Below are 19751 nucleotides of genomic sequence, written 5' to 3'. Positions count from 1 at the left end.
AACCGTAAGCTCGTTTGCGGCTCGATCGGCTTTGATCTAAGTTCCGATCACAAGAGGTCGAGCCGTGAACGTCTCCATAACCGAAGCAAAGGCCAAACTATCGGAACTCGTCGGCCGCGCGGAAGCCGGCGAGGAGATAGTCATCACTCGTCACGGCAAGATCGCGGCGCGGCTCGTGGCACCAGTTCGAGAAGACTTGTTGTCGCGCATAGGTGCCCTGAAGGGCAAGATTTGGATTTCTGACGATTTCGACAAACTCGGCCCTGAATGGAACGAGTACACCAGATAAAGGTCAGAGGCCCAGCCGCTCGACCTCTTCCTTCCTCACCTTCAAATCATAATCGAGCAAAAACTCGTCCAGCTGCGGCGGCGCGACCGAGCTGCCCGAGAGCATCGCGTGAACCTGGCCGCGATGGTGGATGTCGTGGAGGAAGACATGGGCGAGAATGTCGCCGATCTTTTCGGGGATCATGCCGTCCTCGCGCCGGTCCGTGATGACCTGACGGTCGAGATCCGCCTCCGACAGCTTCTCGCAAAAGGCGATTAGGCGTCGATCTGCTGCGACCTGGGCGGCAAACAGCGCCTGCGGCACATCGAACGGCACGTAGTCGTCATAAGCGGCCGCACCGACGCCGCCTTCTTCGAGAAAATCGAGATAGAGTTGATCGACCGCGAGGATGTGGTTGAGCGTCGCCTTGATCGACGGGAAGAAGCTTGTGCGCTCGGCTTCGAATTCGCCGGGCTTTAGCTGCAGCACGGCGCGATAGAGCCGGTCGTTCGACCAGAGATTGTTGCCGGCCATGCGGCTGAAATGCTCGAGCAGGGTCACGCGTTCATTCGTCTGATCAGGCCAATGCCAGCCGCCATCACCGCGAAGCCGGCGACAACGATCAGCAGCAGCCGGTTCATGCGCCGCCGCATCGCCTGCGTCTCCTCGTCCCGCGCCACATTGGTGTTGGTGATGGTGCGGAACATCATCGCCTTGCGCGGGTAGCCACTGCGGTTGGTCAGATCGGGCGAGCGCGCCTCGATGCGGTAGCTCAGCCGGATCGCCTGGATGAAGACCACCAGAATGGCCAGCGCCCAGACGCCGGCCAGCAGGTAGAACGCCTCTCCCGTCACTATTGCCCCCTCTTATGCCTGGGACTTCTCGACCTTCTGCTCGATGGCGCCGAAGATCGAGTTTCCGCTTTTATTCTTCATCTCGATACGCACCGTATCGCCAAAGCGCAGGAACGGCGTCTTGGGCTCGCCAGACTCAATGGTCTCGATCATGCGCAGTTCAGCGATGCAGGAATAGCCGGCGCCGCCTGAAGACACCGGTTTGCCCGGCCCGCCATCCAGCTTGTTGGAGACGGTGCCGGAACCGATGATGGTGCCGGCAACCAGCGGCCGTGTCTTTGCGGCATGGGCAATCAGCGCCGGGAAGTCGAAGGTCATGTCGACGCCGGCATTGGCACGGCCGAACGGCTTGCCGTTGACGTCGGCGAGCAGAGGCAGGTTGACCTTGCCGCCATCCCAGGCGTCGCCGAGTTCGTCCGGCGTCACCGCCACCGGCGAAAAAGCCGAGGACGGCTTCGACTGGAAGAAGCCAAACCCCTTGGCGAGCTCGGGGCCGGTGAGCGCGCGCAGCGTCACATCATTGACCAGCATGACCAGCCGGATGGCGGCGCGCGCCTGGTCGAGGCTGGCGCCCATCGGCACATCGTCGACGATGACGGCGACCTCCGCCTCCATGTCGATGCCGAAGGCTTCGTCCGCCGCGCGGATCGGCTCGCGCGGCGCGATAAAGGAATCCGAGCCACCCTGATAGATCAGCGGATCGGTCCAGAAGCTTGCCGGCATCTCGGCGCCGCGGGCTTTGCGCACCAGCTCGACATGGTTCACGTAGGCCGAACCATCGGCCCATTGATAGGCGCGTGGCAGCGGCGAATGGGCATCATGCTCATGGAAGCGTGCCGACGGCACCGCATTGTTCTCCAGCGATTCGGCGATGGTCGCCAGATGCGGCGAAATCCGTTGCCAGTCGTCGAGCGCGGCCTGCAGCGTGCGCGCCAGGAACGAGGCGTCGGTGAAGCGCGTCAGGTCGCGCGAGACGACGACGAGTTTTCCGTCGCGCGTCCCGTCCTTCAATGTGGCAAGCTTCATGCATCCTCCCAATGGTTATTCGTAATATTTGCCGGCGTAGATAATTCTCGCAGCGGCCTTCCAAGGATTTTCATCAGCCAGGAATGCCGGATCGCCACCCTGATTGTCTTCAGTCCAAGCGACAGCCCGCTCGAGAAAGGCGCTGATCGAGCCGTTTTCCCATCCATTCCAACCTGAAGAATAGGGTCCCGCCGGTTTCAATGCTTCTTTGCGGTCCGCATCCTCGCTATCTCGCCTCAGACCGTCGATGAACCCGATGAAAGACTGCAAATCCTGAACATCGTCGAGAAGCAATCGAAGGCTTTCCGAGGACCGCGCCTCGGATGCCCGCAGATCCTCCCAGTGTTGTTCATCCGTCACGTCTTTGCCTCCAGCCCCACAACAAAGCCGTCGCGGGCAATCGTCAAGTCACCTACCCACGATTTCCTGACAGCAACCTCCCAGTCGGCCCCACCGATCTCGGGATCATCGGCCGGAATAAGGTGGTTGAGCACCAGCCTCTTCACCCCGGCATCGGTGGCGATGCGGCCGGCTTCCTCGGCAAATGAGTGGCTGGCGAGCAGATGCTCCTTCAGCCGCGCCCCGTTGCCGGTCCTGGCGACCAGCCTCTCGATGCCCTCGTCCAGCATGGCTTCATGGACGAGGATGTCGGCATTTTTGGCGAAGCCGGCGAGCGGCGGGAAGAAGGCGGTGTCGGATGAGAAGACGACGCTTTTACCGCCTTGCTCGAACCGCAGCGCGAAACAGTCGGTTACCGGTGGATGGTCGACGCGCAGTGCCGAGACCTTCAGGCCGCGTTGTGCGAAAACCTGGCCTTCGCCGAATTCAACGATCGAAACCAGTTCGCGGATGTCCGGCCTGCCTTCGTCGACGATTCGGATCTCGATGTCGAACTCCATCGCCTGGCAGAAGCGCCGCCAGTAATGCCCGGTGCCGGGCGGTCCGAACAACGTCACCGGATTGGCCAGACCGGCGGTCCAGGCGGTGTGGAGCAGCGCCCCCAGTTCCAGCACATGATCGGAATGCAGATGGGTGACGAAGATCAGGTCGAGCGCCTTCAGGCTGACGCCGGCATCGACCAGGCCACGCGTGACACCCAGCCCGCAATCGACGACGATGGTCCGCCCGCCAAGCTCCAGCAGCGACGAACTCGGCCACGGCCCGCCCGACCGCAATGCCGGGCCGCCTTTCGAGCCGAGAAGCACCAGCCGGTCGCTCATCGAGCTGATCTCAAGACCAGTCGCCCTCCGGCGTGCCGTTGAAGCGCTTCTTCAGGTCGGTCCAGCAGTCAATGTAATTGTCCTGCCTTGTTTCAAGCTCGGCGCCGTAGCGGGTCAGCATTTGCGGGAATCGGGTCTCGAACATGAAGGCCATCGTGTTGTCGAGCTTGACCGGTTTCAGCTCGGAGCGCGAGGCCTTTTCGAAGCCAGGTGCGTCGGGGCCGTGGGCCAGCATCAGATTGTGCAGGCTGATGCCGCCGGGCACGAAGCCTTCTTCCTTGGCGTCGTACTGGCCATGGATCAGGCCCATGAACTCGCTCATGATGTTGCGGTGGTACCAGGGCGGCCGGAACGTGTCTTCCGCCACCAGCCAGCGCGGCGGGAAGATGACGAAGTCGATATTGGCGGTGCCCTCCTCGCCGCTCGGCGCCGTCAGCACGGTGAAGATCGACGGATCGGGATGGTCGAACAGGATGGCGCCGACCGGCGAAAACGTCACCAGATCATATTTGTAGGGCGCATAGTTGCCGTGCCAGGCGACGACGTCGAGCGGCGAATGGCCGATCTCGGTGACGTTGAAATTGCCGCACCATTTCACCGTCAGCCGGCACGGCGTCTCCTTCTCCTCGAACCAGGCGCTGGGCGTCTTGAAGTCGCGTGGGTTGGCCAGGCAGTTGGCGCCAATCGGGCCGCGGTCGGGCAGCGTCAGCTTGGCGCCGTAATTCTCGCAGACATAGCCGCGCACTTCCTTGTCGGCGAGCTCGACCTTGAACACCAGACCGCGCGGCAGCACGGCGATCTCGCCGGGCCGAAGCTCGATGACGCCCATCTCGGTGACAAAGCGCAAGGCACCGACCTGGGGGACAATCAGCAACTCGCCGTCGGCGTTGAAGAAATGGTCGTCGACCATCGAGCGGTTGGCGACATAGATATGCGCCGCCATGCCGCTTTGGCCCAGCACGTCGCCGGCGGTGGTGATGGTGCGCATCCCTTGAATGAAATCGGTCGGCTCCTTCGGCATCGGCACCGGGTTCCAGCGGTACTGGCCGAGCGCCAGCTCGTGGTCGCCGACATTGGGAGCGGTCTTCCACAGGGGATAGCTCGCCGCCTTGAAGCGGCCGGTGTGTTTTACGCTCGGCCGGATGCGGTAGAGCCAGGAGCGCTCATTGGTGCCGCGCGGGGCGGTGAAGGGCGAGCCCGAGAGCTGCTCGGCATAAAGTCCGTAAGCCGGCCGCTGCGGGGAATTGCGCCCTTGCGGCAGCGAGCCGGGCAGCGTTTCGGTCTCAAAATCATTGCCGAAGCCCGGCATGTAGGAAAATTCCATCCGATCCTCCCTGATCCCGACCGCCGCGAAGCGCGGCCTGCCGGCGATGTTGACCAAACTGGTTTCATTTGTAACCATCGAAAATGTAACTATCAACGGCTGATGCCGCATCCATGGTGCAGATGGAAATCCTCGAACTCGAAAGCTTCCTGCCCTACCGGCTTTACCGGCTGGCCGACGCTGTCAGCCGAGAATTTTCAAAAATCTACCGCGACCGTCACGGTCTGACGCGGCCGGAATGGCGCACACTCTCTGGGCTCGGACAGCGCGGCACGATGACCGCGACGGCGCTCGGCGAGCAGTCGGCCATGCACAAGACCAAGGTTTCGCGGGCGGTGGCGGAGCTTGAGCGGCGGCGCTGGCTGACGCGCACGCCGGACGAGAATGATCGGCGTGTGGAGCATTTGGCACTGACCAAGGCGGGGCTGGCGGCCTATGGCGAAATGGTGCCGCTGGCGAAGGCGTTTGAACGGGAGTTGCTGGAGAGGCTGAGCACAGAGGAGCGGACAGCGATTGTGAGCGGCGTGGCGGCGCTGGAGGGAGCGTTGGGTGAATAAAGAATCTGCTCCGCCGTGATCCTTCACACCCCCTCTGTCCTGCCGGACATCTCCCCCCGCAAGGGGGAGATCAGATGTCGCGAAGGCTTTCGCCAATCTCCAATGTTGCAGAGGTTGGCGAGCCGTCAAAGCTGCCAATCTCCCTCCTTGCGGGGGAGATGGCCGGCAGGCCAGAGGGGGGTGCTGTCCCGCCGGCTTCTCCAGCTAGAACGTGCCTCTGCGCCTACCAATCCATCACCACCTTACCCGAACTGCCGCTCCTCATCGCATCGAACCCTGTCTGGAAATCATCGATACCGATCCGATGCGTGATGAGCCCGCCGACATCCAGCGGGCCTTGCACCAGGGCGATCATCTTGTACCAGGTCTCGAACATTTCGCGGCCGTAGATGCCCTTCAAGTGCAGCATCTTGAAGATGACCTTGTTCCAGTCGATTTCGAAGCCGGTCGGCGCGATGCCCAGAATGGCGATCTTGCCGCCATTGTTCATGGTGTCGATCATGTCGCGAAAGGCGGGCGCGGCGCCCGACATTTCGAGGCCGACGTCAAAACCCTCGGTCATGCCCAGCGCCGGCATAACGTCGCGCAGTTTTTCCTTCGAGGCATCGACGACATGCTGGACGCCGAGCTTCTTGGCCAGCGCCAGCCGCACCGGGTTGATGTCGGTGATGACGACTTTTCGCGCCCCCACACATTGGGCAACGAGCGCGCCCATGATGCCGATCGGCCCGGCGCCGGTGACCAGAACGTCTTCACCGACCAGGTCGAAGGACAGAGCGGTGTGGACGGCATTGCCCAGGGGATCGAAGATCGCGGCGATCTCGTCGGGCACATCGTCGGGGATCGGCACGACATTGTGCTGCGGGATCGCCAGATATTCGCCGAAGGCGCCGGGGCGGTTGACGCCGACGCCGAGCGTGTTACGGCAGAGATGCCCCCTGCCGGCGCGGCAATTGCGGCAATGGCCGCAGACGATGTGACCTTCGCCGGAGACACGCTGGCCGACCTTGTATTCGGTGACCGCAGCGCCGAAATCGGCCACCGTGCCGACGAATTCATGGCCGGTCACCATCGGCACCGGCACGGTCTTCTGCGCCCACTGGTCCCAATTGTAGATGTGGACGTCGGTGCCGCAGATCGCCGTCTTCTTGACCTTGATCAGCACGTCGTTAGGGCCGATCTCCGGCACCGGCACCTCTTCCATCCAGATGCCCGGTTCGGCCTTGGCCTTCACCAGCGCCTTCATCATGTTCGACATGCTTTTGCCCCTTGAATCCCTTGATCCGGAATCGCTTTTGGCGATCAGGAAATGACGCCCAGTTCCTTGCCGACCGCCGCGAATGCTGCCACGGCGCGGTCGATGTCGGCGGTGGAATGCGCCGCCGACATCTGGGTGCGGATGCGCGCCTGGCCTTTCGGCACCACCGGGAAGGAAAAGCCGATAACATAAATGCCGCGCTTCAGCATACGCGCCGCCATTTCCTGCGCCAGGCTGGCATCGCCCAGCATCACCGGGATGATCGGGTGATCGGCGCCGGCCAACGTGAAGCCGAGCTTGCCCATCTCGGACCGGAAGCGCGCCGCATTGGCATAGAGGCGCTGGCGCAGGGCGTCGCCATTTCGGATCAGCTCGAACACCTTGATGGAAGCGCCGGCAATCGCCGGCATCAGCGTGTTGGAGAAGAGATAAGGCCGCGAACGCTGGCGCAGCCAGTCGACGACCTGGCTTTTGCCGGAGGTGTAGCCGCCGGAGGCGCCGCCGAGCGCCTTGCCGAGCGTGCCGGTGATGATATCCACCCTGCCCTCGACGCCGCAATGCTCGGCCGAGCCGCGGCCGTTCTTGCCGACGAAGCCGACGGCATGGCTGTCGTCGACCATCACCATGGCGCCGTACTTTTCCGCGAGGTCGCAGACGCCTTTCAGATTGGCGATGATGCCGTCCATGGAGAACACGCCGTCGGTGGCGATCAGGCGGAAGCGGCAGTCTTTCGCCTCTTTCAGCCGCGCTTCGAGGTCGGCCATGTCGTTGTTGGCATAGCGGAAACGCTTGGCCTTCGACAGCCGCACGCCGTCGATGATCGAGGCATGGTTCAGCGCATCGGAGATGATCGCATCCTCCTCGCCGAGCAGCGTTTCGAACAGGCCGCCATTGGCGTCGAAGCAGGAGCCATAAAGGATGGTGTCGTCCAGGCCGAGGAAGGATGAAATCGTTGATTCAAGCTGCTTGTGCTCTTCCTGCGTGCCGCAGATGAAGCGCACCGAGGCCATGCCGTAGCCGTAGCGGTCCAGCGCGCCTTTGGCTGCATCGCGCAATTCTGAGCTGTCGGCGAGGCCGAGATAGTTGTTAGCGCAGAAATTCAGCACCTTGTCGCCGCCGACTTCGATCTCAGCCGACTGGGTCGAGGTGATCACCCGCTCGGATTTGTAGAGCCCGGCGGATTTCAGCCCTTGCAGTTCGTTGTCGATATGGGAGAGGAATGCCGCGCTCATGGATCAGGTCCTGTTGAGATTGGCGCGACTGTCGCGCTACGCGCACTAAAAATCCATCGCAAAAGCGACCGTTTCGGTGGCACGGCGGGCTCAACCCTGGCGCGACCCGATCGCATGGCCCGCGTGCTGGAGTAGCAGGCACGCGAATACGGCTATGCCGCGAAAGAACATGATAACCATCTCGGCAGCTTTCGTTTACTGCCGAAGCAACAGTTCCGCCGGCTTCCAGACCTGTTAACCCTTTCAAGCCAATGGTCTTCTCGCCACGAATCGGTGGCAGAATCAGTTCGACCGAGGGGTCACCTAGAATATGTCGCAGCAGCCGGCGCAAACCGTCTCGGGCAAACTCATCCTGCTGATCAAGAGCGGCTATTGGCTGGCGCTGCTGATCATCGCCGCCATGGTGATGGCCTCCTTCATCCTGCTGCAGCAGATGATGGCGGCGCAACAGCACAACCATACTCTGCTCGACATCGTCAGCACCCAGAAGGCGCTGTCGCAGCGCATCGTCTTTTTGACCAGCGCAACCGGCTCCGCCGCGCGTGACAAGCAGCCGGCCCTGGTTGCCGCGCTGAAACAGGCGACCGCCGAGTTCGAGACGAACTACGACCTGCTCCTCAAACAGACGGGAGCCGACCCGCTGTCGCCGGCATTGTCCGACCCAAGGTCGATCGAGAGCGTGCTCTACGGCAAGCCGTTCCACCTCGACTATTTCTCGGTCGGGCTGGTCGCCAATGGCGAAAGGCTGATCTCGTCCTTCGAATCCCAGCTCTCCGGCAATGCCGCCTACAAGGGCGGCGGCGAGCGCGTCAATCTCGATGCTTCCGTCGCCAATGCGACGCTGTCGGGTTATGCCGCGCTCGGCCAACGCATCGCCGCATTCGCCGACGAGCGGTCGGAAAAGCTCCTCGATCTCCACCGCACCTTGTTCTACGCCACCATCGGCGTCATCGTGCTGGTGGCGCTTTTCATCTTCCGGCCGATGTCGAAGGCGATCCTGCGCAAGACCCATGAGCTTGTCGATGCCCGCAACTCGATGGCCTTCATCGCCATACATGACGGGCTGACCGGCCTGCACAACCGCACCTTCCTGACCGATCACTTCGAAACGCTGATCAAGGGCGCGCATCGCCGGCGTGAGAGGCTGGCGGTGATCCAGCTCGACCTCGACCGGTTCAAGCAGATCAACGACACGCTCGGCCACGCCGCAGGCGACTATGTTCTGGTCGTCACCGCGCAGCGCATGCGTGATTCCTGCCGCGCGTCGGATCTGTGCGCGCGCCTTGGCGGCGACGAATTCGTGATGATCCTCAATGGCGCCGGCGGCCCCGAGGACATCAACATGCTGGCCCGTCGCATCCTGGAGGAGATCAACGAGCCGATTACCTTCCAGGGCACGACCATCCTTCCGGGGGCCAGCGCCGGCATTGCCGTCTATCCCATCGACGCCGACAATGCCGAGGATCTGCTCGTCCACGCCGACCTCGCGCTCTATTCCGCCAAGAAGCTCGGCGGCGGCAGCTTCTCGTTCTTCTCCGAGGAACTCAGGCGCGAACTCGACTACCGCAAGCAGCTCGAGCACGACATCAAGGTCGCCATTTCGGAGAACGCCTTCCAGGTCTATTTCCAGCCGCAGGTGTCGCTGAGCAACGGCGCCATCAGCGGCATCGAGGCGCTGGTGCGCTGGAAGCATGCCGAGCGCGGCATGATTGCGCCGGGCGAGTTCATTCCGGTCGCCGAAAAATGCGGCTTCATGCCCGAGATCGGCCGCATAGTCTTTACGAAGGCGATCGAGCAAGCAGCCGAATGGGATCGCGCCGGCATTGCCTTCGGCCGGCTCGCCGTCAACGTGTCCGGCACCGAGCTGCGCGAACCCGACTTCGACCGCTTCCTGTTCGCGACGCTGGAAAAGGCCGGCCTGGCGCCGCAGAAACTGTCGCTTGAAATCGTCGAATCCGTCATTCTCGACGACGAGAAGACGGGCATCGCGGCGAAGCTGCGCCACATCCGCGCTGCTGGCGTCCATCTTGAGCTCGACGATTTCGGCACCGGCTATGCCTCGCTCAGCCACGTCAATCCCAACGAGATCGACCGGCTGAAGATCGACCGCCGCTTCGTCCAGAACATCAACGAGAATGGCGACAACACCAAGATCGTGCGCGCCATCACCGAGCTGGCGCGCGGTCTCGGCATTTCGATCGTCGCCGAGGGCGCGGAAACCGAAGCCGAGCTCGATTCGCTGATGGCAATCGGCTGCGACCAGGTGCAGGGCTATTCCATCGCCTTCCCGATGCCGCAGGACAAAGCGCGCGAATGGCTGCTGGCGCGCAGCCCGAAGAAAGCCAAGCTGAAGGTGCTTCAGGGCAATTTAGCCTAGACTATTGCCCACCGGTGCCGGTCATTTGGCCGGCGCGACATTCGCCCGCAATGCCGCCAGCACCTCGGCGAACTCCGCCAGCCTGTCGTCCGGCAATCCCGCGCGCAGCCGCTTGTCGAAGATGAGAGCCGCCGCCCGCAGCTTCAGGAACATCGTTTCGCCCGCCTGCGTCAGCTCGACCAGATGAACCCGGCGGTTGTCCGGATCGCGGCGGCGCGTCAGCAAGCCTTGCGCCTCCATGGCGTTGAGATGGTGGGTGAGCGTGGCGCCCTGGATGCCGATCATGCCGGCAAGTTCGCGCTGGTTGGCAAGCTCGCTCGACTTGACCGAAAGCAAGGTCAGCCACACCGGCAGCGTGCCGCCGGCCTCGACCAAAGCGGCGTCAAAGGCCTGCGCCACCAGCTTGGAGGTGCGCGCGAGATTCATGCCGATTGGCGGACGGTCAAAGGGAGTCATGCGCCGACAGTAGAACAAGGCGCCGAGCGATGGAACGCGGCATTATACATTGACATCGAACCATTTGATACCTAACTATCATGCGTGTCGATCTACCGAGTTCGTATTATCCCGCATTCGACAGGGATCCGAGGACGGGCGGCGGGCAAGGAGGAAGCGGTCATGCAATATGTCTACATCGTCGTTATCGGCCTTCACGTCATGGCCGGTGTGTTCTGGGCCGGCACCACCATCACGCTTGCCCGCGACCCCGAGATCAGGGCGGAGCGCTTTATTGGACCGCAAATGGGCTCGGCCGGTATGGTGTTCGTGACCGGCGCCCTGCTCTGGTATTTCTTCCACGGCGCCTATTTCGGCTCGATGGAAATGGTGCTGGCGCTAGGCATCCTGGCCGCCTTCGCCGCTGCCGGCGTTCTCAGCGTCGTCGTCCGCAAGACCAGCCGGCAGCTTGCCGGCGCGGACGTCGCAACGGAAGCGGCGCTGCGCACCAAAATGGCCCGCGGCGAGCGCATCGCCGCCTGGCTTCTGGTACTCACCGTACTTTGCATGGCGACGGCCAGGATGATTTGAGCCCTGCCGCGCGTTGCCTCCCGGTTGAAAAGCATTCCGCATCGTGCGTCGCCTGGCTCTCGGCTGGTGGCGTACGCGGCGCGCAGTTCGGACGGATGTGCAAGGTGGCTCTCCGCACAGAGGTTTGGCTGCGCGCCACCCATCACTTTGATCGATCGAGTTGCGCCCGCCGGAAGGGTGAGATCGAGCTTTGGAACAAGCCGTAGGCCGGCTTGTAGGCTCAAACCCGCAAGCCGAACCTGATGCCGTCATAGATGGCGGCATGGATGTTGCGCGAGGCGACTGCATCGCCGATGCGCAACAGCACGAAGCCGCCTTCGGGATTGCGTGAAGGAAAAATATCGCCGCCGCCGACCAGCCGCTCATAGTCGACCGCGCCACCATTCTTCGACAGCGGTTTCAGCTGGAGATAGAGATCGTCGAGCGGCGCCGTGCCGTGCTCGACCACCACCTGGTCGACCCGCCTCTCGCCGCGCCAGCCGTCGGCAAAGTCGGAGGCGAGTTCGGCGACCAGCTGGTTGCCCTCGTGCCGTACCGAGCGCAGCCTGGTGTTGATGGTGATGGTGACGCCCTTCTCCTGGAAGGCGCGCATATAGGGCACGTGGTTCATGCCGCCCATTTCGGGGGCGAAGAAGCGCTCCGGCGAAACCAGCTCCAGCTTCGAACCGGCATTGGCGATCAGCTCCGCCGCGCCCATGCCCTGATGGCCGCCATTGTCGTCGAAGAGCAGCACGTTCTCCGCCGGCTTGACGCTGCCGGCCATGATGTCCCAGCTCGACGTGACGAGATTGTCGCCTGATGTCAGCGGTGGGTTCTGCGGCAGGCCGCCGGTGGCGATCACCACCACATCGGGCGACAGCGCCAGCACATCGTCCTGCTCGGCCCATGTATCGTAGCGGATCCCGACGCCGAGCCGGTCGAGTTCGGCCAGCCGCCAGTCGATGATGCCGATCAGTTCCTTGCGGCGCGGGTTCTGCGTCGCGAGCCGGACCTGGCCGCCGGCCTGACCGGAGGCTTCAAGCACCGTGACATGATGGCCACGTTCGGCCATGACGCGAGCTGCCTCGAGCCCGCCAGCGCCAGCGCCAACGACGACGACGTTCCGCCTAGGCCCCTCCGTCTTCACGATGATATGCGGAATCTCGGCCTCGCGGCCGGTCGCGGCATTGTGGACACAGAGCGCTTCGCCGCCTTCATAGATACGATCGAGGCAATAGGTGGCGCCGACGCAAGGCCGGATCTCGTGCTCGCGACCTTCCATGACCTTCTTGATGATGTGCGGGTCGGCGATATGGGCGCGGGTCATGCCGACCATGTCGAGCTTGCCGGTCGCGATGGCGTGGCGCGCCGTGGCCACATCGGAAATCCGCGCCGCATGGAAGGTCGGAAATTTCGTTGCCGCCCTCACCTCGCCGGCGAAATCGAGATGCGGGGAAGAGCGCATGCCGGTCACCGGGATAACCTTGGTGAGCGCCGCGTCGCTTTCGATCGAGCCGCGGATGATGTTCAGGAAATCGACCTTGCCGGAATTGGCGAGCCGTCTGGCGATCTCGACGCCCTCCTCCTTCGACAGGCCTTTGTCAAAATCCTCATCGGCGACCATACGGATGCCGACGACGAATTTTTCGCCGACCGCCGCCCGCACGGCATCCAGCACCATGTCGGTGAAGCGCAGCCGGTTGTCGAGCGAACCGCCGAACTCGTCGTCGCGATGGTTTGTGGCGGGCGACCAGAAGCCGTCCATCAGATGGCCGTAGGATTCGAACTCGATGCCGTCGAGGCCGGCGGCCTGGCAGCGCTGCGCAGCCGACGCATAGTCGGCGACGATGCGCTCGATGTCCCAGTCCTCGATGGTTTTGGGGAACGCGCGGTGCGCCGGCTCACGCACCGGCGAAGCCGACAGCACCGGCAGCCAGTCGGCCTTGTTCCAGCCGGTGCGGCGACCAAGATGGGTGATCTGGATCATCACCTTGCAGTCATACTCGTGGCAGGCGTCCGCCAGTTCGGCCAGCCACGGCACGATGCGGTCGTCATAGACATGCAGATTGCCAAAGGCGGCCGGGCTGTCGCGCGAGACGATCGCCGAGCCCGCCGTCATGGTCAGCGCCATGCCGCCCTTGGCCTTTTCTGCGTGGTAGAGCCGGTAGCGCTGTTTCGGCATGCCGTCCTCTGAATAGGCCGGCTCGTGGCTGGTCGACATCACCCTGTTCTTCAGCGTCAGGTGTTTGAGCTGGTAAGGCTGGAGAAGCGGGTCGTTGCTGGTCATCATCTTCCTGCCATTCCAGTTTGTGTCGGAGCAGCGCGCGCTGCTCCAGTTCTTGTCTTGAGCATCGAATTTATCCGAAAATCGCTGCACACTTTTTGATCCGATGCTAATGAGCGCGGAAAATCCCCAGGAAAACCACGATGATCGATACCAAAACCCTCACCCAGCTCGGCGCCCACGTCGAGACGCCACAGAGCCCGGAGACCGCGGTCCTGGAGACCGTGCCGTTCCAGCGCGGCGACGGACCGCCGGCGATCGTGCGCTTCACCTGCCCGGAATTCACCTCGCTCTGCCCGGTAACCGGACAGCCGGATTTCGCTCATATCGTCATCGACTACGCACCCGATACCACGCTCGTGGAATCGAAGTCGCTCAAACTGTTCATGACCTCGTTTCGCAACCATGGCGCTTTCCATGAAGACTGCACGGTGATGATCGGCCGCCGCATTGTGGCGGCAACGAAGCCGCTGTGGTTGCGCATAGGCGGCTATTGGTATCCGCGCGGCGGCATTCCGATCGATGTCTTCTGGCAGACCGGCGCTCCGCCCGAAGGCGCCTGGTTGCCCGACACCGGCGTTGCCCCCTATCGCGGAAGGGGCTGAAGCTATTTTGCGGACCTTTAGCGGGACAGCGCCCCCCTCTGTCCTGCCGGACATCTCCCGCACACGGGGGGAGATTGGCCGCCACATAGGCTTTCGCTAATCTCAAATCTTGCGAAGCGGGCGAGACGCTGGAACTGCTGATCTCCCCACCCGGGGGAGATGTCCGGCAGGACAGAGAGGGGCGCGAAGGATCGCAGGCGCTGACCCTCAATCAACATTATTCGCACTGATACTGGCTGAGCCCCCATTCACCGGTCACCGAAAGCAGATCGGATATCTTCCAGTCGCCGTCGACTTTCCTGAATTTCCATTCAAGGCGATGCGGGTTGCCGGCGACGACGAAGGCGACAATGACCTTGGCCTGGTCGCCATTGATCGCTTCGAGTGTCTTCAGGCTCTTATCAATCTCGGCCTTGTCATAGGCGGCATTGTCGAGCGCCATGTTGGGGTCGAGGCATTCGCCCTGCCCGGATTTGCGCAACGCGTCGCTCTTGTCGAGTACGGTCTTGGCCGGGTCGACGAAGTTCTTGCGCTGGGTCGGATCGAGCTCCAGTCCCACCTGATCGTAAAATGGCCGCACCACCGCCGTCGGGGATCCCGGCAGAATGGGTGCGGCCGGTGGGGCGTCGGCCGGCGGCCACCCAACCGGCGGTGTCGCCGGTTCCACCGCTGTCCCGGGTGGATTTGCGGGCGGTGCTGCGCCGGCCGGTGCCGTCACGGCCGGCGCATTGGCTGGCGGCGGGCCCAACAGGCCTTGTGCTGCGGCTGCGCTCATACCCACCGCCAGCACGCACATGGGCGACAGCGCCAGGGCAAGACGGCGGAGCACGGGATCACTCCGGCGCTTTGTCGGGCATGCATTCCAGCGCGCTCAGCGTCCAGCTGCTGGTCTTGGAGGTGATGTCGGCTACCTTCCATTTGCCGTCGATTTTCTTCAGCGACCACAGCATTTCGCGTTTGGAATCATCGCCTTCCGCAAAAAGGCTGAAGGTGGCGGTGACTTCGGCCGTATCGCCATTGACGGTCTCGGCCAGCTTCAATGTCTTGGCAATCGACGTCTGGTCGAAATCCTGGGCGTCGAGGCCGGGATCGAAGTCGAGGCAGGCGACTTCGTCGGGCTTGTTCTTCGTTGCCTGGTCGTTGAGATCGAACAGCTTGGTCACCGGCTCGGTGAAGCGGTCGCGGTACTTTGCATCTCCCTCGAATTTCACCTCGGGCACATAAAAGAACTTCACCGCGTTGGAAGCCGGCCCGGCCAGCACCGTCGCTGGCAAGGCAATCGAAAAGACAGCGGCAAGCACTATCGGTTTCATGCAGGATCTCCGGACGGTTCGGCGGCAAGGCGGCAATACCAGACATCCTGCATATCGGCTTTTTTGCGGCTCATGAAGCCCCGGCTTGCACCCTCTCAGCCATCCAGCCAGACGTTCTGCAGGTCCATCTCGAAGGTCTGGTGGACGCCGTAGTTCTTCACCTTCTTGTTCATGTGGCTGTAGAGCTTCTGCCAGAAGGGTTGAATGATGACGCCGGAATCCTGCAGGATCTGCTCGACATCCTTCATCACCTCACGCCGCTTCTCCACATCGATCAGCGACAGCGCCTGCTTCAGCTTGGCGTCGAAGTCCGGGTTGGAATAGGCCGATTCATTCCAGGCCTCGCCGGTGCGATAACCAAGCGCCAGGACCTGGACGCCAAGCGGGCGCATGTACCAGATGGTCATCGAATAGGGATACTTCGTCCAGTCGTTCCAGAAGGTCGAGCCCGGCAGCACCGTGCGCTTGACCTTGATGCCGGCGTCGCGCAGTTGGCCGGCAATCGCGTCGCCGGTGTTCTTCTGCCAATCGTCCTCGACGGTGATCAGCTCGTGCTCGAAATCGGCCTGCCCAGCGTCGGCCATCAGTTTCTTGGCGCCGGCCGCGTCGCGCGTCTTCTTGGGCAGCGCGAAATATTCAGGATGGATAGGGCTGACATGGTGGTTTTCACCGACCGTCCCTCGCCCGGCATAGCCGAGTTCCAGCACCGCATTGTTGTCGACCGCCATCTGCAGCGCGTTGCGCACCCGCTGGTCGTCATAGGGCTTGTGGGTAACGTTCGTGCGGGCAACCAGCGTGGTTGCCGTCGCAACCTCGGACTTCTCCAGCCCCATCTTATCCAGGATGTCGATGAAGTCGGCCGGCGTCTCGAAATTGAGGTCTATCTCGCCGGATTCGAAGGCGTTGATCGAAGCGTTGAAGTCGGTGCCGTAGTCGATGAACTCGACGCTGTCGAGCGGCGCTTCACCACCCCACCACTTGCCGTTTTCACGACGCTTGACCACCGCCTTCTGGCCGACATCGTAGGAGACCAGTTCGAACGGGCCCGTGCCGATCGGCTTCTTGACCGGGTCGGCGCCTTCGGCGTCGAAATTGCGGTGGACGACGAGCGCGGGATAATCGGTGAGGTTCGGGATCAGCGAAATGTCGGGCGCGCTGAGCGTCAGCTTGACCGTATTGTCGTCGACCTTGGCGATCGCGCCTTCCCTGGCCTTGCCCGACTTTTCGTCGATCAGCCCGCCGACGCGAGCGGCCATGGAGTTGCCGGCGACCTTCTTCTCGCACCAGCGGGTAACATTGAAGACCACGTCATCGGCGTTGAAAGCATCGCCATTGTTCCAGGTGATGCCCTTGCGCACATGCAACGTGTATTCAGTGGCGTCGTCATTGATGTCCCAGCTTTCGAGCAGCACTGGCTCGAAGGTGAATTCCCTGGTGTAGCGGACCAGCGGCTCCAGCCAGCAGCGCGAGATGTTGGCGAGTTCCACCCAGTCATAGGTGCGCGGATCTTTTTGGGCCTTGACCGACATCGATATGTGCAGCGTGCCGCCCTTCTTCGGCTCCTCGGCAAAAGCCTGTCCCGGCGCGGCAAGGCCGATCATGCCGTAGGCCAGCGCCGTCGATGCGCCGAACGCACTTGCCAATGCAAGAAACTCGCGCCGGTCCATACGGCCAGCACGCGTCTCTTGCGCCATCGCCTCGATGGCCGTTGGCACGCGATCGCCATTGCTTTTGAAAAGTGTCATGTCTTTCTCCCTTGCGGTTCCCATCGGGTCTTCGCCCGTTATCAACTCATTCGTCGTTCTCTTAGCTAACGCTGTCGGGCAGCCTCTCCTCGCGCTGCGCGATAAAGTCCCTGAGGCCCTCGGCAATGCCCTCATCGAGTTTCGGCTCTTCATAGTCGGCCAGCATGTTGCGGGCTTTCTCGCGGCCGCGCGTGTCGTGGTCCTTCGCCCCTCCAGCCTTCCATTGTTCGTAGGAGTTGAAATCCATGATGGTGGGCATGAAGAATGCCGACTCGTAGTGATCGAGCGTGTGCTGGGTGCCGAGGAAATGGCCCTGCGGCCCGACTTCGCGGATCGCCGCCATGGCCTCCTTGAAGTCGTCGAACGACAGGCCGCCGGCATATTTGTACCAGCCGACAAGCTGCTCGCAGTCGGTGGCGAATTTCGAATAGCCGCAGGTGAGCCCGGCCTCGAGCCAGCCGGCGGAGTGCCAGATGTAATTGGCGCCGGCGAGGATGGCGGCATGCATCAGCATGTTGGATTCATAGCCGGCCTGGGCGTCGTTGAGCTTGGAGCCGACATGGAAGCCGGAGGTTCGCCAGGGCAGTTTGTATTTCCGCGCCAACGCGCCCATCAGATACATCATCTGCGCAGCCTCCGGCGTGCCGCCCATCGGCGCGCCGGTCTTCATGTCGACCGTCACCATGAACTGGCCGTAGATCTGGGGCGAACCCGGGCGCAGCAGTTGGGTGAAAGCGACCCCGGCCAATGCTTCGGCATTGACCTGCGCCACCGCGCCGACGGCCGAGGCCGAAGTCGATGCGCCGCACAGCGCAAAGGGCGCCAGGATCAGCGGCTGATTGCTGCGGGCATAGACCTTCATCGCGTCCAGCATGGTGGCGTCCCACACCAGCGGCGAGTTGCAGTTGGTAATCGACACCAGCACCGGATTGTCGCGAACGAAATCTTCGCCAAAGACGATGCCCGCCATCGCCATCGTGTCTTCGGCGCGGTCTTTGGAAGTAACGATGCCCATGAACGGCTTGTCGGAATGCTTCAGCGCCGAATGGATGATGTGGAGATGCCGTTTCGGCACCGCGATCTCCATCGGCTCGCAGATGATCGAACTCGACGAATGCAGCGCCGGGGCCATGTAGGCGAGCTTGTGAAAATTGTTGAGGTCTTCAAGCGTGCCATAACGCCGGTTGTTGTCGAGGTCGCGCACGTAAGGCGCGCCATACATCGGCGCGAAGATGGAGTTCTTGCCGCCGACGCGCACGGTGCGCTCGGGATTACGCGCATTGAGGGTGAATTCGGACGGAACCTTCGCGACCAGTTCCATCAGCAGGCCGCGGTCGATGCGGACGCGTGTCTCGGACACGTCGGCGCCCGCCGCCTTCCACATGGCGATCGCCTCGTCGTCGCGGAACTCGCAACCGACCTCTTCGAGGATGGCGAGTGACTCCTGGTGGATCAGTTCCACCGCCTCGTCCGGGACCATCTGGTAGGTGGGGATCTCGCGGACCAGCGTTGGGAACGAGGTGACGGGGGCGCTCCTCAGCGCCTTGCGTCCGAGGCGACCGCCGCCGCGGCGGTGGGTTTGCTCGGTCAGTTCAGTGGCCGGTGCGTTCATGGAGCCTCCTCATTCCGTCCAACCAAGTTAGCGAGAGGAAATATGGATGTGATGCTGGAAAATCCTGATCTCTTGTATAAGCTCAGCTTATGCGAAGCCTGCGCCACCTCCTGCCCTCGGCCGGCAGCCTGATCGTCTTCGAGGCGGCGGGCCGGCTGTCGAGCTTCACCGCTGCCGGGCGCGAGCTCGGCATGACGCAGGCCGCCGTCTCCTATGCGGTGCGCGGGTTGGAGGAACAGCTTGGCGCCCAGCTGTTCCAGCGCCGCCACCGCCAGGTCGTCCTGACAGAAGCGGGCGAACGCTTCCATGCCGACGTCTCACTCGGCCTGTCGCATATCCGCAAATCGGCGGAGGATCTGCGCCTGCAGGCGACCGGCGGTCATGTCACGCTGGCGGCGTCGACCGCCTTCGGCTCGTTCTGGATGATGCCGCGGCTGCAGCAGTTCCGCGACGAACTGCCGGGCATCGACTTGCGCATCCAGACCGCCGACCGCGATCTCGACATCATCGCCGAGGGCATCCCGCTCGCCGTGCGCGGCGGCGAGCCGCGCGACTGGGCCGACTATCATTCGCTGCCGCTGGCCGACGAGGAGATTTTTCCAGTCGTAGGCGCCAGCTATCTCGCGAAATTCGGCATGCCAAGGAGCGTCGCGGAGCTGGCGACGCATCGCCTGATCCACCTCGAGGAGCCCTACCGCGAGGCGGCTAGCTGGGACGAATGGTTCCAGTCGGCGGGCGGCAGCCTCGACAACACCGCGCGCGGCCTGCGCATCAACGATTACGGCCTCGTGATCCAGGGCGTCATGGAGGGCCAGGGCATCGCGCTCGGCTGGCGGCATCTGGCCGAACGGCTCCTGGCTTCGGGGCTGCTGGTGCCGGTGACCGACCATGTGCTGAGAACCGGCAAGGCGTTCTACGTGGTTTGGCCTAAGAATCGTGAGCTGAGCGAGAATGCGCGGAAAGTCAGGGACTGGCTGGCGGCGCAGGCTTGAAATCGGTTGCAGCGTAGTCACTATCGCGGAGTTCCTTCACACCCCCCTCTGTCCTGCCGGACATCTCCCCCGCAAGGGG

At 62.8% G+C, this 19751-nt stretch carries 20 protein-coding genes; 6 read left to right on the top strand and 14 right to left on the bottom strand.

From position 1 onward, the window contains the following. Window positions 1-64: 64 nt before the first annotated feature. Window positions 65-289 carry a type II toxin-antitoxin system Phd/YefM family antitoxin gene (locus NKJ76_RS13455; RefSeq protein WP_023702307.1) on the top strand — a complete coding sequence of 75 codons (225 nt, stop codon included), beginning with the start codon at window positions 65-67 and terminating at the stop codon, window positions 287-289. Window positions 290-292: 3 nt separating this feature from the next. On the opposite strand, the gene NKJ76_RS13450 is transcribed toward NKJ76_RS13455, so the two are convergent. From NKJ76_RS13450 to hmgA, 6 genes are read right to left on the bottom strand one after another with little or no spacing between them, the layout of a single operon-like run. Continuing rightward, window positions 293-829: a DinB family protein gene (locus NKJ76_RS13450; RefSeq protein ID WP_023821156.1), complete on the bottom strand. Its 537-nt coding sequence runs from the start codon at window positions 827-829 to the stop codon at window positions 293-295. Next, window positions 826-1122 carry a hypothetical protein gene (locus NKJ76_RS13445; RefSeq protein WP_023821157.1) on the bottom strand — a complete coding sequence of 99 codons (297 nt, stop codon included), beginning with the start codon at window positions 1120-1122 and terminating at the stop codon, window positions 826-828. Before NKJ76_RS13445 ends, NKJ76_RS13450 begins: the two co-directional genes overlap by 4 nt. A 12-nt stretch (window positions 1123-1134) precedes the next feature. Next, complete coding sequence (locus tag NKJ76_RS13440) at window positions 1135-2148, bottom strand: fumarylacetoacetate hydrolase family protein (RefSeq protein WP_352537627.1); 1014 nt, start codon at window positions 2146-2148, stop codon at window positions 1135-1137. A gap of 15 nt (window positions 2149-2163) precedes the next feature. Continuing rightward, window positions 2164-2508: a DUF7660 family protein gene (locus tag NKJ76_RS13435; protein WP_023713593.1), complete on the bottom strand. Its 345-nt coding sequence runs from the start codon at window positions 2506-2508 to the stop codon at window positions 2164-2166. Beyond that, the gene (locus NKJ76_RS13430) at window positions 2505-3368 is read right to left on the bottom strand and encodes an MBL fold metallo-hydrolase (RefSeq protein WP_023711620.1); all 864 of its coding nucleotides are present in this window, start codon (window positions 3366-3368) and stop codon (window positions 2505-2507) included. The genes NKJ76_RS13435 and NKJ76_RS13430 overlap by 4 nt, the downstream gene beginning before the upstream one ends. A 10-nt stretch (window positions 3369-3378) precedes the next feature. Continuing rightward, window positions 3379-4692 (bottom strand): homogentisate 1,2-dioxygenase, encoded by a 1314-nt coding sequence (gene hmgA / locus NKJ76_RS13425; RefSeq protein ID WP_352537626.1) that lies wholly within the window; start codon window positions 4690-4692, stop codon window positions 3379-3381. A gap of 122 nt (window positions 4693-4814) precedes the next feature. On the opposite strand from hmgA, the gene NKJ76_RS13420 reads away from it, so the two are divergent. Then, window positions 4815-5249 (top strand): MarR family winged helix-turn-helix transcriptional regulator, encoded by a 435-nt coding sequence (locus NKJ76_RS13420; RefSeq protein WP_352537663.1) that lies wholly within the window; start codon window positions 4815-4817, stop codon window positions 5247-5249. Between the two features lie 223 nt (window positions 5250-5472). On the opposite strand, the gene tdh is transcribed toward NKJ76_RS13420, so the two are convergent. Both tdh and NKJ76_RS13410 read right to left on the bottom strand, forming a co-directional pair. After that, window positions 5473-6507, bottom strand: a complete 1035-nt coding sequence (gene tdh / locus NKJ76_RS13415) for an L-threonine 3-dehydrogenase (protein ID WP_023698011.1) — start codon at window positions 6505-6507, stop codon at window positions 5473-5475. Between the two features lie 44 nt (window positions 6508-6551). Further along, the gene (locus tag NKJ76_RS13410) at window positions 6552-7739 is read right to left on the bottom strand and encodes a glycine C-acetyltransferase (protein WP_352537625.1); all 1188 of its coding nucleotides are present in this window, start codon (window positions 7737-7739) and stop codon (window positions 6552-6554) included. 310 nt (window positions 7740-8049) lie between these two features. Here NKJ76_RS13410 and NKJ76_RS13405 point away from each other — a divergent pair, with 310 nt between their 5' ends. Then, on the top strand, window positions 8050-10116 hold the full coding sequence (locus NKJ76_RS13405; RefSeq protein ID WP_352537624.1) for a putative bifunctional diguanylate cyclase/phosphodiesterase: 2067 nt from the start codon (window positions 8050-8052) through the stop codon (window positions 10114-10116). A 21-nt stretch (window positions 10117-10137) separates the two neighbouring features. Here the strand turns inward: NKJ76_RS13405 and NKJ76_RS13400 are convergent, their stop codons facing one another. Further along, complete coding sequence (locus tag NKJ76_RS13400) at window positions 10138-10542, bottom strand: MarR family winged helix-turn-helix transcriptional regulator (protein ID WP_023672921.1); 405 nt, start codon at window positions 10540-10542, stop codon at window positions 10138-10140. 192 nt (window positions 10543-10734) lie between these two features. Between NKJ76_RS13400 and NKJ76_RS13395 the strand changes: the two genes are divergently transcribed. Beyond that, the gene (locus tag NKJ76_RS13395) at window positions 10735-11142 is read left to right on the top strand and encodes a hypothetical protein (protein ID WP_023682929.1); all 408 of its coding nucleotides are present in this window, start codon (window positions 10735-10737) and stop codon (window positions 11140-11142) included. A 220-nt stretch (window positions 11143-11362) separates the two neighbouring features. On the opposite strand, the gene NKJ76_RS13390 is transcribed toward NKJ76_RS13395, so the two are convergent. Then, a complete protein-coding gene (locus NKJ76_RS13390; protein WP_352537623.1) occupies window positions 11363-13408 on the bottom strand; it encodes an oxidoreductase in 2046 nt (681 codons plus the stop codon). Between the two features lie 140 nt (window positions 13409-13548). Here NKJ76_RS13390 and queF point away from each other — a divergent pair, with 140 nt between their 5' ends. Then, window positions 13549-14010, top strand: a complete 462-nt coding sequence (queF, locus tag NKJ76_RS13385) for a preQ(1) synthase (RefSeq protein ID WP_023672924.1) — start codon at window positions 13549-13551, stop codon at window positions 14008-14010. Window positions 14011-14227: 217 nt separating this feature from the next. Here queF and NKJ76_RS13380 read toward each other — a convergent pair whose 3' ends face one another. The 4 genes from NKJ76_RS13380 to NKJ76_RS13365 form a co-directional block, all read right to left on the bottom strand. Next, the gene (locus NKJ76_RS13380; RefSeq protein ID WP_352537622.1) at window positions 14228-14839 is read right to left on the bottom strand and encodes a hypothetical protein; all 612 of its coding nucleotides are present in this window, start codon (window positions 14837-14839) and stop codon (window positions 14228-14230) included. 4 nt (window positions 14840-14843) lie between these two features. Continuing rightward, a complete protein-coding gene (locus NKJ76_RS13375) occupies window positions 14844-15323 on the bottom strand; it encodes a DUF3828 domain-containing protein (RefSeq protein ID WP_352537621.1) in 480 nt (159 codons plus the stop codon). 95 nt (window positions 15324-15418) lie between these two features. Next, window positions 15419-17068 carry an ABC transporter substrate-binding protein gene (locus NKJ76_RS13370; RefSeq protein WP_023682934.1) on the bottom strand — a complete coding sequence of 550 codons (1650 nt, stop codon included), beginning with the start codon at window positions 17066-17068 and terminating at the stop codon, window positions 15419-15421. Between the two features lie 61 nt (window positions 17069-17129). Further along, a complete protein-coding gene (locus NKJ76_RS13365; protein ID WP_023753734.1) occupies window positions 17130-18680 on the bottom strand; it encodes a trimethylamine methyltransferase family protein in 1551 nt (516 codons plus the stop codon). An 89-nt stretch (window positions 18681-18769) separates the two neighbouring features. Here NKJ76_RS13365 and NKJ76_RS13360 point away from each other — a divergent pair, with 89 nt between their 5' ends. Continuing rightward, entirely contained in the window at window positions 18770-19672 is a 903-nt protein-coding gene (locus NKJ76_RS13360) for a LysR substrate-binding domain-containing protein (protein WP_023682936.1), read from the top strand. Window positions 19673-19751 lie beyond the last annotated feature (79 nt).

This window comes from Mesorhizobium sp. M0029, assembly GCF_040323735.1.
GTDB lineage: Bacteria > Pseudomonadota > Alphaproteobacteria > Rhizobiales > Rhizobiaceae > Mesorhizobium.
Note: the sequence above shows the minus strand (reverse complement) of the source record. Positions and strands in the feature narration are given on the sequence as shown.

Excerpts from the sequence above, each read along its gene's own strand:
- NKJ76_RS13440 (WP_352537627.1), bottom strand. The coding sequence starts at position 2,148 with ATGAAGCTTGCCACATTGAAGGACGGGACGCGCGACGGAAAACTCGTC.
- NKJ76_RS13430 (WP_023711620.1), bottom strand. The coding sequence starts at position 3,368 with ATGAGCGACCGGCTGGTGCTTCTCGGCTCGAAAGGCGGCCCGGCATTG.
- hmgA (WP_352537626.1), bottom strand. The coding sequence starts at position 4,692 with ATGGAATTTTCCTACATGCCGGGCTTCGGCAATGATTTTGAGACCGAA.
- NKJ76_RS13420 (WP_352537663.1), top strand. The coding sequence starts at position 4,815 with ATGGAAATCCTCGAACTCGAAAGCTTCCTGCCCTACCGGCTTTACCGG.
- tdh (WP_023698011.1), bottom strand. The coding sequence starts at position 6,507 with ATGTCGAACATGATGAAGGCGCTGGTGAAGGCCAAGGCCGAACCGGGC.
- NKJ76_RS13410 (WP_352537625.1), bottom strand. The coding sequence starts at position 7,739 with ATGAGCGCGGCATTCCTCTCCCATATCGACAACGAACTGCAAGGGCTG.
- NKJ76_RS13405 (WP_352537624.1), top strand. The coding sequence starts at position 8,050 with ATGTCGCAGCAGCCGGCGCAAACCGTCTCGGGCAAACTCATCCTGCTG.
- NKJ76_RS13400 (WP_023672921.1), bottom strand. The coding sequence starts at position 10,542 with ATGAATCTCGCGCGCACCTCCAAGCTGGTGGCGCAGGCCTTTGACGCC.
- NKJ76_RS13395 (WP_023682929.1), top strand. The coding sequence starts at position 10,735 with ATGCAATATGTCTACATCGTCGTTATCGGCCTTCACGTCATGGCCGGT.
- NKJ76_RS13390 (WP_352537623.1), bottom strand. The coding sequence starts at position 13,408 with ATGACCAGCAACGACCCGCTTCTCCAGCCTTACCAGCTCAAACACCTG.
- queF (WP_023672924.1), top strand. The coding sequence starts at position 13,549 with ATGATCGATACCAAAACCCTCACCCAGCTCGGCGCCCACGTCGAGACG.
- NKJ76_RS13375 (WP_352537621.1), bottom strand. The coding sequence starts at position 15,323 with ATGAAACCGATAGTGCTTGCCGCTGTCTTTTCGATTGCCTTGCCAGCG.
- NKJ76_RS13370 (WP_023682934.1), bottom strand. The coding sequence starts at position 17,068 with ATGACACTTTTCAAAAGCAATGGCGATCGCGTGCCAACGGCCATCGAG.
- NKJ76_RS13365 (WP_023753734.1), bottom strand. The coding sequence starts at position 18,680 with ATGAACGCACCGGCCACTGAACTGACCGAGCAAACCCACCGCCGCGGC.
- NKJ76_RS13360 (WP_023682936.1), top strand. The coding sequence starts at position 18,770 with ATGCGAAGCCTGCGCCACCTCCTGCCCTCGGCCGGCAGCCTGATCGTC.